General features: G+C 59.6%; 16 protein-coding genes. 6 read left to right on the top strand and 10 right to left on the bottom strand.

What is annotated here, in order from left to right; translation table 11 throughout:
* Positions 1-230: 230 nt before the first annotated feature.
* Positions 231-872, bottom strand: coding sequence for a TetR/AcrR family transcriptional regulator (locus B4920_RS23940; protein WP_254051045.1), 642 nt, complete (start codon positions 870-872; stop codon positions 231-233).
* Position 873: 1 nt separating this feature from the next.
* Positions 874-1,674 (bottom strand): SDR family NAD(P)-dependent oxidoreductase, encoded by an 801-nt coding sequence (locus B4920_RS23935; protein WP_079437244.1) that lies wholly within the window; start codon positions 1,672-1,674, stop codon positions 874-876.
* Positions 1,675-1,794: 120 nt separating this feature from the next.
* On the opposite strand from B4920_RS23935, the gene B4920_RS23930 reads away from it, so the two are divergent.
* On the top strand, positions 1,795-2,541 hold the full coding sequence (locus B4920_RS23930) for a DUF2889 domain-containing protein (RefSeq protein ID WP_079437243.1): 747 nt from the start codon (positions 1,795-1,797) through the stop codon (positions 2,539-2,541).
* A 103-nt stretch (positions 2,542-2,644) separates the two neighbouring features.
* Here the strand turns inward: B4920_RS23930 and B4920_RS23925 are convergent, their stop codons facing one another.
* From B4920_RS23925 to B4920_RS23890, 8 genes are all read right to left on the bottom strand, one after another.
* On the bottom strand, positions 2,645-2,977 hold the full coding sequence (locus tag B4920_RS23925; RefSeq protein ID WP_079437242.1) for a c-type cytochrome: 333 nt from the start codon (positions 2,975-2,977) through the stop codon (positions 2,645-2,647).
* Between the two features lie 108 nt (positions 2,978-3,085).
* The gene (locus B4920_RS23920) at positions 3,086-4,321 is read right to left on the bottom strand and encodes an NAD(P)/FAD-dependent oxidoreductase (protein WP_079437241.1); all 1,236 of its coding nucleotides are present in this window, start codon (positions 4,319-4,321) and stop codon (positions 3,086-3,088) included.
* Between the two features lie 36 nt (positions 4,322-4,357).
* On the bottom strand, positions 4,358-4,678 hold the full coding sequence (locus tag B4920_RS23915) for a 2Fe-2S iron-sulfur cluster-binding protein (RefSeq protein ID WP_079437240.1): 321 nt from the start codon (positions 4,676-4,678) through the stop codon (positions 4,358-4,360).
* Between the two features lie 29 nt (positions 4,679-4,707).
* Entirely contained in the window at positions 4,708-5,988 is a 1,281-nt protein-coding gene (locus B4920_RS23910) for an MFS transporter (RefSeq protein WP_079437239.1), read from the bottom strand.
* A 102-nt stretch (positions 5,989-6,090) separates the two neighbouring features.
* Positions 6,091-6,654, bottom strand: coding sequence for an aromatic-ring-hydroxylating dioxygenase subunit beta (locus B4920_RS23905; RefSeq protein ID WP_079437237.1), 564 nt, complete (start codon positions 6,652-6,654; stop codon positions 6,091-6,093).
* 35 nt (positions 6,655-6,689) lie between these two features.
* Complete coding sequence (locus B4920_RS23900; RefSeq protein ID WP_216820003.1) at positions 6,690-8,081, bottom strand: aromatic ring-hydroxylating dioxygenase subunit alpha; 1,392 nt, start codon at positions 8,079-8,081, stop codon at positions 6,690-6,692.
* 108 nt (positions 8,082-8,189) lie between these two features.
* The gene (locus tag B4920_RS23895) at positions 8,190-9,116 is read right to left on the bottom strand and encodes a fumarylacetoacetate hydrolase family protein (RefSeq protein WP_254051044.1); all 927 of its coding nucleotides are present in this window, start codon (positions 9,114-9,116) and stop codon (positions 8,190-8,192) included.
* A gap of 118 nt (positions 9,117-9,234) precedes the next feature.
* Positions 9,235-9,933: an SDR family NAD(P)-dependent oxidoreductase gene (locus B4920_RS23890; protein WP_079437232.1), complete on the bottom strand. Its 699-nt coding sequence runs from the start codon at positions 9,931-9,933 to the stop codon at positions 9,235-9,237.
* A 159-nt stretch (positions 9,934-10,092) separates the two neighbouring features.
* Between B4920_RS23890 and B4920_RS23885 the strand changes: the two genes are divergently transcribed.
* The 5 genes from B4920_RS23885 (at position 10,093) to B4920_RS23865 (ending at position 13,985) form a co-directional block, all read left to right on the top strand.
* Positions 10,093-10,491 (top strand): Zn-ribbon domain-containing OB-fold protein, encoded by a 399-nt coding sequence (locus B4920_RS23885; protein ID WP_079437230.1) that lies wholly within the window; start codon positions 10,093-10,095, stop codon positions 10,489-10,491.
* Positions 10,488-11,681, top strand: a complete 1,194-nt coding sequence (locus B4920_RS23880) for a thiolase family protein (protein ID WP_216820002.1) — start codon at positions 10,488-10,490, stop codon at positions 11,679-11,681. Before B4920_RS23885 ends, B4920_RS23880 begins: the two co-directional genes overlap by 4 nt.
* Before the next feature lie 34 nt (positions 11,682-11,715).
* A complete protein-coding gene (locus B4920_RS23875; RefSeq protein WP_079437226.1) occupies positions 11,716-12,576 on the top strand; it encodes a cache domain-containing protein in 861 nt (286 codons plus the stop codon).
* A gap of 228 nt (positions 12,577-12,804) precedes the next feature.
* A complete protein-coding gene (locus tag B4920_RS23870; protein WP_079437224.1) occupies positions 12,805-13,638 on the top strand; it encodes an IclR family transcriptional regulator in 834 nt (277 codons plus the stop codon).
* A gap of 110 nt (positions 13,639-13,748) precedes the next feature.
* On the top strand, positions 13,749-13,985 hold the full coding sequence (locus tag B4920_RS23865) for a ferredoxin (RefSeq protein WP_079437223.1): 237 nt from the start codon (positions 13,749-13,751) through the stop codon (positions 13,983-13,985).
* Positions 13,986-14,016: the final 31 nt, after the last annotated feature.

Here is a 14,016-nt window from a genome sequence, read left to right as displayed (position 1 = left end):
CTGCCGCCGGGCACTCGTCGTTGCCTCGATTTCTTGGAAACATCATGCACAATTTAAACAGAAAATACAACTCTGTTTAAATAAAAATCAAAGGTGGGCGTAAGGCATCTTTATTTAGGCCGAGAGACCCATACTTAACGGATAAAATTGTAAGTAAACAAAAATGAATTTAATGTTCTAGAGTTTGATGGCGGTTACGCCATACCCACCACCGAACTCAACGCTACTCATCAGAGATTCGGGATAAGACTGAGACGCCTCGACACAAGGCTCAGCACAAGACCTTCGATGCGCTCAGAGCGTTCTCGCGGACTTGCGCCCCGTGGTGCTAGTAGCTCGCTAAGGACATAGCGAATCATCATTTCACAAACCAACTCCCGGTCGATGCGGATGCCTAAGCGCTCATCCCAAGCGTCGAAGACGACGCCAAGCACATCCTGCAGGCGTAGAACCGAGTCGTTGAAAATTCGCAAAAAAAACCCAAGGGCATATTCTGGTGCGATCTTGAGCAACCGCCTCGCCTGCCCGCTCTCCAGGTAGGTTTCCAGGTAATCCACCACAGCGCGGAATCGAGCATCGGGATCGTTACTGATCTGCGCCGCATCGAGCAACGCGGCATGGAACCTGTCCCGCTTATGCCGGGAATAAGCGTCAAGCAGGTCGCCCTGCGAAGAAAAGTAGCGATAGAAGGTTCCGCGAGACACCTCAGCCCTTTCACACACCTCGAGAATGGAAACACGCTCTGAACCGGAGCGCAGGATGATGTCCTCTGTCGCGGCCAGAATTGCCGCAATGGTTTCCTCGGAGCGCCGGTTGTGGCGCCCCACGCCCCCTCCCACTCCTACTGCACCACGCCCCGTGATGGCAGCCACCTCAGTACTCGCGCACCGCCACGTCCCGCGGGCGTGAGTTATATCCGGGCAAGTGGAGTCCTCCATCGACATGGATGGCCTCACCGGTCATGTAGCAGGACAACTCGCTGGCCAGAAAGACTACCGCCGGGGCAATGTCCGCCTCCGGATCTCCGCTCCGTCCGAGAGGGCGGAGCGCAGCGGAGGCCTCGGCAAAGCCGGGGTTCTCTGCCGCCAGCTTATGGAAGGTAGCGCCCATGGCTGTAGGGGCGATCGCATTGACGGTGATGTTGAAGCGCCCCCACTCGGCCGCGGCGCTGCGAGTTAGGCCCAGAATGCCAGCTTTTGCCGTGTTGTAGTCGGCATGCAACCAAGCCCCCGTCTCCACGTCAATGGAGTAGAAGTTGACGATCTTGCCGCCCCCTCGCTGTTTCATGTGTGGAAGTGCTGCCTGCATCGCCCACCAAGATGCCCAAATAGTGGATTTGAGCGTCCGCTCCAGCATCTCGTCACTCTTGTCCTCGAGGCGCACGTTGGGCGATGGGACGAAAGCGTTATTGACGAGGATGTCCAGCCCGCCGAAGTGGCTGGCTGCAGTGTCAACGGCAGCAATCACGCTAACCTTCGACGTCACATCGGTATGAACGAACAGCGCCTCCCCCCCGAGCTCCACCAGCTCGCGGGCAACCTGATCGCCACTGACCACATCGATCTCAGCGATGACGACTTTCGCCCCTTCACGAACGAAACGCCGGGCTATGCCTTTGCCAATACCACCTCCCGCGCCAGTAATTAGCGCGACCTTGCCTTCAAGTAGCCCCATGTCTCATCCTTAGTATATGAACATTATTTGTGTTACTGTTCATATATTGACAAGACAATCCCGCGCTGTCTATAGCGCGCAAGAAATTCTCCCCCCCAACAGAGAGAAGAGAGCCCACCAATGAAAGTCTTCAGACGCAGGATAGAAATCAGCTCGCGCAGTACTATCGAAGAAGGTGAGGTACGTGCCGCCCTCGAAGACGACTTCCATCACTTCCGGGCCCTCGTGCGCCATCGTCACGGCTGCGTCACGGCCGTGGGAGGCAGCTCGCCACGTCATCCGTTTACAGCCTGTCCCGCAGCGGCCGGCCAGCTGGAGGCACTAGTGGGAATGCCTTTGACCGCCGTCGCGAATAGCGTGATCCGTCACGTGGATGCCAGCCTGCAGTGCACTCATCTGCTTGATCTGGCGGGTTTGGCCATTGCCACAATGGCATCCGGACTGTCCCGGCGCAGCTATGAAATCGAGGTCCCGCGCAACGAACTCGGTGTTACTGCGGCCCATCTCGTGCGGGACGACGGCTATCACCTCGACTGGCTACTGGACGGGCAGATGATCGTCGCCCCAGAGCCCTTCAGCGGCCTCAGTCTGCGGGAGGGCTTCGCCCGCCAGATCCTCTCCAAACTGCCCACCGAGGAGGCTGAGGCGGCGCTTGTGCTACGACGCTGCGCGGTGATAGGAGCCGGCCGCCTCAAGAACATCGACTTGGAGCCGCACGCCAAGCCGACCGGCCGCTGCTACTCCCAGCAACCGGAACGGGCTCCACTGGCGATCCGCATCGTCGGATCAACCCAGGACTTTACCGACAGTCCGATCGCCCTATGCCGGGAAGACACCTGCTGGCTGGCCTTTGGCGCCGACGCTTGAGCTGACGCTTTCAGCCGCAGGAGGGGTGAGCTCGCCCCGCAAAAAGAAACAACGCCTTCACTACCATTGGTAGTGAAGGCGTTGCAAACGTGAAGGTTCGCGCTTATTGGGCGAGCACCCAGCGCACCAGGACGCGTGCCTCATCCTCAGTCACCGCGACCCGGGCGCCGGGCGCCGGCATCTTCTTGGTGCCCCAATGGAAACCGCCGCTATCTGACGACCCTTTGACCACGGTCCGGACCAGCTGGTCTTCGGCGCTGGCCTTGCCTTTGTACTTCCTAGCCACGCTCTTAAACGCAGGCCCGACGACCTCCTTGTCCAGGGCGTGACAGCTCAGGCATTCCTTGGTCTTGGCCAGATCAGCCCCTTCATCGGCCCGAGTTGCACCCGAGGCCATCAACAATCCGGCTATCACTCCGATCCACAGCGTCTTCATCGTCTCGACTCCTCTTTTTTACTGTATGCCGGGCAAGCCGGCGCTCCAACTCCGAAAGCCCGCGGGCTTCTGGATACTTCCCTGCCACCGGATCCGGCGGTCGGTCAATTAGTCCCGGTTAGCCGCCTCCCAGGCCTTCAATTCGAAGCCCGGCACCTGGGCTTCTGCTGGCGTCAGGCGCGGCGGGCGGGCCAGGATCTTGCGTGCAGCCATGTGGTCACCTGGCCGGTTGCAGGACTCTACGGCCACTAGCTGGGAGTCACGGAAGCACAACACGGAGAGTTGGCCGCTCTCCGGCGTACCGAGGGCAACAGTGCTGTCGTAACCCATCGATAGGCCGGCAATTTGCAGCTTGAGATTGCCTTGGTCGGTCCAGAACCACGGCAGCGCAGTGTAGGGCGCCGGCTTACCAACCAGCCGAGCGGCGATGGCGCGCCCCTGGTCCACGGCGTTCTGTACCGACTCCAGGCGCAGTAGCTTCTGGCCGTTCTGGAGGCACGGGAAGGATGCCACGTCACCCAACGACGATATGTGGGCATCACTAGTCAGCAGGTTACTGTCCACCTTAATGCCATTGTCGATATCGAGTCCGGCCTCAAGGGCCAGCTGAACATTCGGAATCACCCCGATGCCGTACACCACCAGATCGGCAGGCAGCGTCTTACCTTCGCTGGTCACCACGCCACTCACTTTTCCCCCCTCGATCAGGATCTGCCCGATGCCCTGACGGAACTCAAAGTGGACGCCCCAGGCTTCGTGGGCCGCGCGGAACAGATCCGACATTTCCCGCGATATGGCTCTGGCCATCGGTCGGTCGCCCAGTTCAAGTACATGGACAGTCGCACCATTGGCAGCCGCAACCGCAGCAAACTCGAGGCCGACAAAGCCTGCACCGACCACCACCACATCGCGTGCCTCCTTCGCCAGTGGCGCCAGCTCATCGGCATCAGCCTTGGTTTTGATGCCGAACACCCCACGCGAGTCTGCGCCAGGCACCAAAAGGGGCCGGTTGTGAGCCCCCATCGCCAATACCAGATGGTCATAAGGCACGGCACGTCCGGAAGCAAGACGGACCTGACGGTTGTTGCGGTCCACGGCCACCACTTGGTCATGCACAAGTTCTATGTTCTGCTGCGTGTAGAAATCCATCGGCCGGAAGAGCAGCGCCGTGGCGCTGATCTTGCCCAGCAGGTAGGCCTTCGAAAGGGGCGGTCGCTGGTAAGGCAATCCAGGTTCGTCTCCGATCAGGGTGATAGCACCCTGATAGCCCTCCTGGCGCAGCGAAGCCGCAACCTGGAAGCCCCCTTGCCCCGCACCGACGATCACAACCGAGTTGAGCGTCATGCTGTTTGTCTCCGTTCTTTTTGTAATGGGGTCTGATCAGTACTGGGAGGCGGGCAAGTGGATCAACAAGCCGTCCATTCCCTCCTCGATCACCAGCTGACAACTCAAGCGGCTGTTGGCACGACGCTCCGTTACGTTGTCGAGCATTTCGTCCTCGGTCCCGGTTGCCGATGGAAAGCGGTCCGCCCAAGCTTCATCCACATAGGCGTGGCAGGTGGCACAACTGCAGGCGCCGCCGCAGTCACCCTGGATACCGGGAAGCATCGCAAAGGTCGCGGCCTGCATGACGGACTGCCCCACTTCGCCGTGGATCTGGTGGCGGGTACCGTTGTGTTCGATAAAAGTAAGGGTAGGCATGGTTTCGACTCCAAATTAGGATGATGGGCTCAGGGGCGGCCAGCAAGAGCGACAACCCCGCTGAATCCCGGGTGACGTCCCAGCGTTAACAGAAGTGCCGGACCTGCGAGTGAACATACGAGGCAGTAGATCAGCATCGCTGCGTAGGACGAGGTGTGGCTGAACAACGCAGCAAACAGCAGGGGCGCCAGGGCGGAAGCGACAGTGTTGAGGCCCTGATGAACGCCGAACAGGCGGCCGTATTCCCGCAAGCCGAAATAGCGAGCGATCAGGAAGGCCGCAATGTCGAACTCGGCGCCGGCGCCAAAGCCAACCAGTACCGCGGCAAGACCGAGCAGCACCAGATCGTTGCTGCCACTCATGTAGATCAGACACCCCAGAGCAGGCAGGAACAGGCTGACCGCCGCTACGCCGGGTGGCCACAAGCGGTCCAGCAGATAGCCCACTACCACCCGACCAAAGATCAGGGAAACGCCAAAACCGCTAAAGATCAGGCTCGCCTCGGCACCCGACAGGCCACGATCGCGAAGCATTGGTATAGTGTTGGTAACCATTCCGACGATAGCCGAGATCACCAGCGCCAGGGCTGCATTGCAGATCCAGAAGCGTCGGGACAGCAGCCCTTCCCTCAGGGACATTCCCTCCAGCCACTCATGGGGCGCGGGCTTTCCGTCATTAACGGCGCGAGCCGGAACATCCTCGATGGGCAAGCGGAACCAGATCAGCACCAGCGGAAGCAACAGGCCAATATTGAGCACCGCCAGGATCAAGAAGGCTGCTCGCCAGTCCCACCGTTCGATACCCCAGGCCATAAGGCGTGGCACCACCGCCGCCGTGATGCCTGTCCCGGACAGGCCGATCGCCAGTGCTAGGCCTCTATTACGGACGAACCACAGGTTGAGTAATTGGGTCCAGGTCACCGCCAGAGAACCCATGCCGATGATGGGCAGCAGCGCAAAGGCCGCATAGAGGGACCACACGGAGCCTCGGATCTGTGTCGTCGCCAGATACCCTAGGGAGATCAGCACCAGGGACGCAACTACCACCCGACGCATGCCGAAGCGCAGGTTGATCCAGCCAACCGCCTGCAGGGACAGCACCGCGCCGCCGAACAGAAAGGTAACTGCTACCTGTAGCTCGCTTCGGCTCCAGCCGAAGGCCTGCTCAAGCGGAATCACCAACGTCCCGAAACCGTATAAAAGTGCGGCATTGATACTGACTGCCACACCGACGATGGACAGGACCAGGACCCGCCAGCTGTCTTTGAACTCGGTGAAATCGATGCTCGTCAAGCCGATGGGAGTACCCATGGACAAGCCCTCCGTCAGAATCTTTGATTTATGGAAATAAAATCTAAGCAATTCCCCGCCACAGCGCGTCAGCCCATGGCGAGGATGCTCAGCGGAATCTTCCTAGAGGAAGATGGCTAGGTTGGGAGTGCCAAGGACGGCCTGATCGAGAATCACCTCGCGCCGGGCCAGCTTCAACTCACCCGCCACGTAGCGCAGCACGTCGCGGCGCTCACCGCTGATCAGGTCAAGGTCAGGGCTGTCGAAACGGCTGCGGGTTAACAACAGGTAGCTCACCACGGCCAGTTCGCCCTCGACACCGGTGGTGCTCACCTGCACGTTGGTAACCAGTCGGCGGGTCCGTGACGGAGGGTCTTCCGCCCAAGCACTCTTGGTGCCGGTCAGTCGCATAACCCGCCCCATGATCGAACGGTAATCGTCATGATAGTGCTGCACCGTACGGATGATCGATGCGGCCTGTTGTGCCATCGGCCGGGTCTGACGCAAAGGCACGGTATAAACTAGGTCGGTCGCCAGCAAGGCGCTCCACTCCTTGAGGCTGATGGCGTCAAGGAGACTAGCCTCCCGGTATAGGAAGCCCAGAACCTGATTGTAGGTATCGGAGCCGATGGCGACGACTTCACCTTGCTGGACGTCGGCGCTGGAGAGGTGTTGGGTAGCAGTCATGAATTCACTCCTAATGGATGGACAGGGGCTGTGGGTCACACTTTGGCGAGCATTAGCTCGTGCCAGTGAAGCCACCAATGCCACTGGGTGTCATCTTTCGTGAAGCCTTCATTGACAATGCCGGGCCCGGGCCAGCCCGCCGGCTTGCTGGTCTCGTAGACAGCTTGGTACTTAAGGGTCGATTTGCGGCCACGGGCGCCTCTAGCGGCAACTGTCATGTGCGGCCATGTGTCGGAGTCGTCCTGCTCGACCATGCCTGAGGTGCCAAAGAGCTGGATACTCTGACGCAGCATCTTTTCCTTCAGCTCGGGAGGGGTGTCCTTTTCGGCGAGGATCCAGTTCACGAACTCCAGCTGGTCCGGGCCCTTGGGTACGTAGGCATGCAGCAAGGTCAGTCCGAGCACGCTGCCGTCGGCCTGAGGAATGTACACAAACGCAAACAGCACGTTGGGGAAGATTCCACCGACCTGGGGCGGCATGGAAACCAGTACCTTGAGCTGGTCTTTGCTCAAGTTGCGCTTCAGTTGGGGAAGCATTTCGCGGGTCACACCCGGCGGCGGAAGGGCTTCCAGCTTCTGATCGACACTCAGCTCATCCGGATCGAGGCCGGTAAGCTTACGGATCTTGCGGCCCAGGTCGATGCAGCGCAGCGCGTGACCGTTGGACGAGCTGACCTCGACGCCATACATTTCGGGGCTCAGATCGGCCCCGCCCTCCTCACCACTCTTGGCATAGTTGCCCACTTCGCCCAACCAGCGGTGCAGGGTTAGAGTATGGAAGCCGTCAGCAGCAGATTGCTCCCCAGCGGTCTTCCAGTTGGCACGGACGATAAACCGCTGGGGCGGGCCGAGCACCTCCAGGCCCTTGTCGGAACGTTGAAAGAGAATGTCAAAATACCATTTGGCATCGCCGAGGAATTCCTCGAATGACGGGCCCTCGTGATCCCAGGTGGCGAAGATGATGCCGCCGTAGAGCGTAACCCGGGCCTGCTCCAAGCCTAGCTCCACCTTGCTCATCATCTTGCCGTGCATGCACTCTTTCTCCACCGGCGAGGCAAGGAAGTCGCCGTTCGGACGGAAGGCCCAACCATGGTAGATGCACTTGTGTATCGGTGTATTGCCCGCATCCAAGGTCGAGACCTTCATGCCCCGGTGCGGACACACGTTGAGGGAGACATGAATCTGGCCGTTCTTGCCGCGGGCCACGATAACCGAGTCGGAACCCATGTCACGCACAACGAAGTCGTTCTCGTTCGGGATTTCGGTCTCGTGACCAAGGAGCAGCCAGCTATGGCCGAAGACGCGATCCATCTCCAGGTTGTAGATCTCGTGGTCCGACAGAGCCCGCATCTGGACTTCGCGGGTATCAACCTTAACCAGGTCTTCGATGCTTGTGCCGTCAGCCAGCACGTTTCTTGTTTGCTTCAAAATTCTCTCCTTTGGGTATGGATTCGCTCGGGGGGCGAAGGGGCTAGCGGATGTGGTTTGTTATTTTTTGTAGGACTACAGCAGTCATCCTGGTCGAGAGGTCGGCGCTCATCCGTCGGACTTGCGTACGCGGGTGCGTAGAATGCCAATGCCATCAACCTCAAGCTCAACCACGTCGTCAGGCTTGAGGAAGCGCAACTGTTCCAGCCCGCAGCCGTTGCCGACGGTGCCGGAACCCAAGACCTCGCCCGGATAAAGGGTTTCGGAGCGGGAAATATGGGCAATCACGTCCTCGAACTGCCAGCGCATTTCACGGGTATTGCCGCGGCCCCATTCCTCACCATTCACCCGAGCAATCATGTTCAGATCGTAGGGGTCGCCTAGCTCATCAGCAGTAACCAAGCACGGGCCCATCACGTTGCCTGTGTCGAAATCTTTGCTCTTCGCCGGGCCGAGCATCCCAACCATCTCGATGGCCTGGGCATCGCGGGCACTCATGTCGTTGAAGATGGTGAAGCCGACGATGTACTCACGTGCCTTATCGCGGGGAATGTTCTTCCCCTTTCTGCCGATGTAGCAGGCCAGTTCCAGTTCAAAATCCATGACCTTGCTGTAAGTTGGCCAGATCACGTCGTCGTCAGCGCCGATCACCGCAAAGCGGTTGCCCTTGTAGTAGATGGGTTGGCGGTTGAATGTGTCGATAACCCGGTCGTCGGCGCGAGTGTTCATGGCCTTCAGGGCAGCTTCCGGATCTGGCTCGCGAGCCACCCTCATTCGGCGGGCCGCGGCAAAACTCTGGCGCAGATGCAACTCGAAACAGGAACAGTCGCGAATTTGCGGCGGTGGCTGGATCGGTGCGCACAGGTGCACGTCGGCACGGGCCAGCACTGCGGTGGACGGTGCCTGCGCCACCAGGGCCCGGGCTGCATCGAGAGCGTCCTCGCCTGCCTCCACGAGTGCCACCACGCTGGCAAACTCAGGTCGGATGCTGCCATTGCGGACTTCGTTGGCAACCTGAAGGTCGAGTACCAACAAGTCCTTTTCGATCAGGGCTCCCGCGCGCTGGAAGCCGCGAGCATCAAGATAAGTAACGAGTCTCATGGGTGCTCCGTCAGGGGGAGTTCTATCGTTCTCGGGAAATGGGCGCCGATTTTCAGACGCGGCCGCTAACCGGAATCAGCGCGCCATTGACCGCAGAGGCCTCTTCCGACAACAGGAATACGATCACAGAAGCAAGTGCATCGGTGCTAACCCAGCGGGTTGGATCGGCATCAGGCATGTCTGCACGGTTGGTGGGGGTATCGATGATGCTCGGCAAAACCGCATTGACGGTCACACCCTTGTCCTTGAGTTCTTCGGCGAGGGCTTCAGTGAGTCGTGCCACCCCAGCCTTGGAGGCAGCATAGGCGCCCATGCCGGCAGCGGCCTTGACCGCGCCGAGAGCCCCCACGTTCACCAGTCGTCCGTAGCCCCTGACCAGCAGGTAAGGCAACACGGCTTGCGAGGCGATCACCGCGGTACGCAGGTTCATGCCATACATGCGATCCCAGGATTCGATACAGCCATCAGCCAGTGTTTCCCAAACGAAGCCACCCGCCACATTGACCAGCGCATCGATGCTGCCCAGAGTCTCGGCTATACGGCCAAAGGCCTTGCTGGCTGACTCGGGACTCCCCAGATCCACTTCGCCCTGCGCAAGTTCAACACCCGGCAATGGGCTAGCCGGAACGGGAGCACGATCAATGAGGGCCACCCGAGCGCCCTCCTTCACCAGCCTCGCCGCAAGCGCATTCCCGAGGAAGCCGAAGGCTCCGGTAACGACGACCGTTCGGCCGGTAAGGGTTTGAGTCATGGTTGATCCTTGATGTGCAGTTACGGGAAATCAGCTCTGAAAATACCGAAGAATCCGGCTTCAATGGAAAAACTTTAGACAGATTTTGAAGTTCTGTCTATATGTTGATGCTAGAATCTAATTCCGTAGTCAGAAAACCACATCCGGATTCCAAGAATCATGGCCCGCAAGCTTCCAGCACTGAACCCCGACAACATTGCGTTCTGGCAGGGTGGAGAGACCGGCTCACTAAACATCCACCATTGCAGCGGCTGCCGGCGCTACTTCCATCCGCCGGCTCCGATCTGCCCGCACTGTTTGAGCCAGAATGTGGCACCTCGCCCGGTCAGCGGACGGGGCAAGGTGATCAGCTACACGATCAATCATCAGCGCTGGCAGGCCACGCTCGAGGTGCCCTACGTGGTGGCCATCGTGGAACTGAAAGAGCAGACAGGCCTACGCCTTGTGAGCAACATCGTCGGAATGCCGGCTGACGAAGTCCGCATCGACCTGCCAGTCAAAGTAACCTTCAGCCAGATCGAGGATGTCTGGCTGCCGTTTTTCGAGAAGGAGGCATGATGTTCGACCGCCTGTTTGAGAAGGACGTGGCGATCAGTGGCATCGGCCAGTCGGAGGTCGGCCGCCCGTCTAGTCTGTCTGCGATGAAGCTGACCCTCGACGCCACCCTGGAAGCCATCGCTGATGCCGGCCTGACCCGTGACGACATCGACGGAGTGGCCTGCTGGCCCGGCGATAATAACAATGGGGATGCCTTTTCGCCGGTGGGGCCAAATGCACTGATCAGCACCCTGGGCCTCAAGGTGAACTGGTTTGGCGGGGGCTATGAGGGCCCCGGCCCTCTGGCCGGTCTGATCAACGGTGCGATGGCCATTGCTACTGGCCTGTGCAAGCACGTGCTGGTTTTCCGCACCATTACTGAAGCCAGCCGGCGCCAGACCGACAAGACCGCTAGCGCCCTCTCCAACAAGACCGTTGGCCGCGACAACAGCTTCTTCTGGCAGTGGTACACGCCATTCAACGTACTTTCGGGCGTCAACCTGATGGCCATGTATGCTCAGCGCCACTTCCACGACTACGGCACGCGGCCAGAACAGCTGGCCCAGATTGCCATGACCTGCCGCGCCAACGCAGCCCTCAACCCAAAGGCGGTTTACCGCGCGCCCATGGGCCTCGACGACTACATGGCCTCGCGGATGATCTCGACGCCTCTGCGCATGCTTGACTGTGATGTTCATTGCGATGCATCAACGGCCATAGTGCTGTCGCGCATCGATGCGGCCCGCGGAGGTCCAAATGCACCAATCCGCCTCGAGGCGATTGGCGCAGCCCTCCACCAGCCCTGGTCCTGGGACCAGATCGATCTAACCGCTATGGTTACTGGCGAGGTGGCCCGCATGATGTGGTCGCGCACTGACCTCAAGCCCTCCGATCTGGGATCTGCCCAGCTCTACGACGGTTTTTCCATTCTGACCATAATCTGGCTCGAAGCCCTTGGCTTCTGCCCGGTGGGCGAAGGTGGAGACTTCATCGAGGGTGGCAGGAACATTGCCCGCGACGGCCTCATTCCCATCAACACCAACGGTGGCCAGTTGTCCGGCGGGCGTACCCACGGGCTCGGCTACGTCCACGAAGCGTGCAATCAGTTGTGGGGCCGTGCCGGCGAGCGCCAGCTCAAACCCCACCACGCCTCGGTGGTGGCAGCTGGCGGTGGCCCTCTGGGGGGGAGCATCCTGCTGGTCCGGGAATGAGTTCTGTGCCCCTTATGCCTTGAAAGGAAAGCCCATGGAAAAGTTGCTTGTCCACCTGTTTGCCCTGGTGCTTGGCTGCTCACTCGTCTCCGGCTCTGGCGCGGCCTCGCCGCCAGGAACCCGCAGTGAGATCGATGCAGGACGCGCCCAGGCCTTGCTGGCCCGTGCCGTTGAGCATTACCGAAGTACCGGCGACGCGGCTTTCGCCGAATTCGGCCGCCAGGGGCGGTACATTGATAAGGAGCTCTATGTCTATGTTCTCGACACCGACGGCACCATGCTCACCAGCGGGGGGGCATCAGCATCCCTGATCGGTCGTAATGTGAGCGCCATGCGCGACGCGACTGGCAAACCATTTTTTGCAGAGATTCTGGAAATTGCCAAAACCCGCGGCAGCGGCCAGGTCGAATATCGTTGGCTGAACTGGGTGGACAACACCCTTCAGCGAAAGCAGGCTTTTTTCCAGCGGGCAGGTGAACGCATTCTGGCTGTCGGTTATTACCTGCCCCGTAGCAGCCCGGCTCAGGCCCGAGCCTTCCTGGATCAAGCGGTGGCGTCCCTGAAGGCAGCGCCGGAGGAGGCCGTCAAGGAGTTCAATCGCCTCGGCGGACGTTTCGTGCAGGACGATCTCTACGTTTTTGTGATCGATATGAAGAGCGGCCACTTTATCGCCCACGGCGCCCAGCCGCGCCTGATCGGCACCGATGGTCTGGAGCTGAAGGATGCCTCCGGCCAACCCATCATCCGTAACATCCTGGCGATGGCTCAAACCCGGAAGCTGGGCGAACTCGACTACCAATGGCCAAACCCGGTTACCAAGCGTACCGAGCAAAAAAGAACCCTCTTCCAGGTCGTTGGCCCCTACATCGTCGCGGTGGGTTACTACAACCAGTAAACCACACCAACCTCCTCCCTAAGCCCGAGCCAGCTTCCAGCAGCACGGGCGGCCAGCCCCCTCGGTCGCCCATCTCGGGCCCTTCAACCCGCTTCGGCGGGTTTTTTTTCGACTTAGCCCAAATCCAGTTCGAAGTGAAAAAACTCTTAACACGAGAATGTAAATTCTCCATATAGAATGGGTGGCAATTCAGTTCGGATCCTCCAACCTGCTTACCCAGTCATTACCATGAAAACAGATCCAAGCGACAGCATCACTGACAAGGGCGCTCCGGATGATGAAGATAGCAACCCGGAAGACCACAACCGAGCGGGGAACAGCGTGATGGTCAAGCCCATCATCAACGCCATCCGTATCCTTCGTCACCTCACCGAAACCGGAACTCCGGAACGGGCCGCGGATCTTGCCAGACTCCTGTCGATCAACCCAAGCACCTGTTTCAATATTCTACGCACTCTGGTCGCCGAGGACATTTTGGACTTCGACCGACGCGCCAAGACATACACGGCCGGACTAGGACTGGCCAAACTCGCGGGCAACATGGTAACTGAAGGTCAGCGCCTTGAAGCTGCCCGCCCCCTGATGCAAGAATTCGCTGCCCGCTTCGGTGTGACGGTGACCCTCTGGCGACGCATGGGCACCGACCGCATCGTCCTCGTCAATTCGGAAACCAGCCCAGCCGATCTGCGCATTGACATGGCCACAGGCCAGCGCCTGCCCATGCTAATGGGGGCCAGCGGACGCCTGTTCGCGTCGCGACTCGACCTCGAAGCCCCGGAACTCCGAGCCGTTTTCGACAAGATCCGTTGGGCCCGCCCCCTCTCGTTCGAGACCTACCTACAGGAAGTGGAACAGTGCCGCCAGCAGGGCTGGTCCTTGGACGATGGATATTTCTCGGCCGGCATCATGGTTATCGCAGCCCCCGTGTGCGACCGTAATGACAATATCGCCTACACCGTATCTGCTGTGATGTTCCGCGGGCAGTACGATGAAGCAGGTATCGAAACCGTTGGCCGGGAGATCAAAGACCTGGGTCAGAAACTTGCAGCCATGCTGTTCTGAACCACTCAAGCCAAGATCAAAACGCCCTGCAAAATAGTGACACTTTTTTGTTTTCTGTGCATAATAAGCGCAGCAGTTTCAAGCTGCGTCCGAATGTGAGGAGACAGAAAATGAACAACCCCGAGAACACTGGCAAGGCTCTGCACCGCGTCTTTGCTGAACGAAGTAAATGCTGCGGCTACGGTCTCTGCGCCGCGATTTGCCCGGAAGTCTATAAGCTTGACGCCGACGGCCTCGTATACCTAGAAAGCGAGTTCGTCCCGGCCGGACTGGAAGAATCTGCTTCCGAGGGCGCGGTTGCCTGCCCGGCAGAAGCTCTGCGCGTCGAAGCCCCAACGGGTACCTGACTCCCCTCATCCCATTACCAGTAAACGTTCT

This window comes from Zoogloea sp. LCSB751 (genome assembly GCF_002028455.1).
Lineage (GTDB): Bacteria > Pseudomonadota > Gammaproteobacteria > Burkholderiales > Rhodocyclaceae > Zoogloea.
Note: the sequence above shows the minus strand (reverse complement) of the source record. Positions and strands in the feature narration are given on the sequence as shown.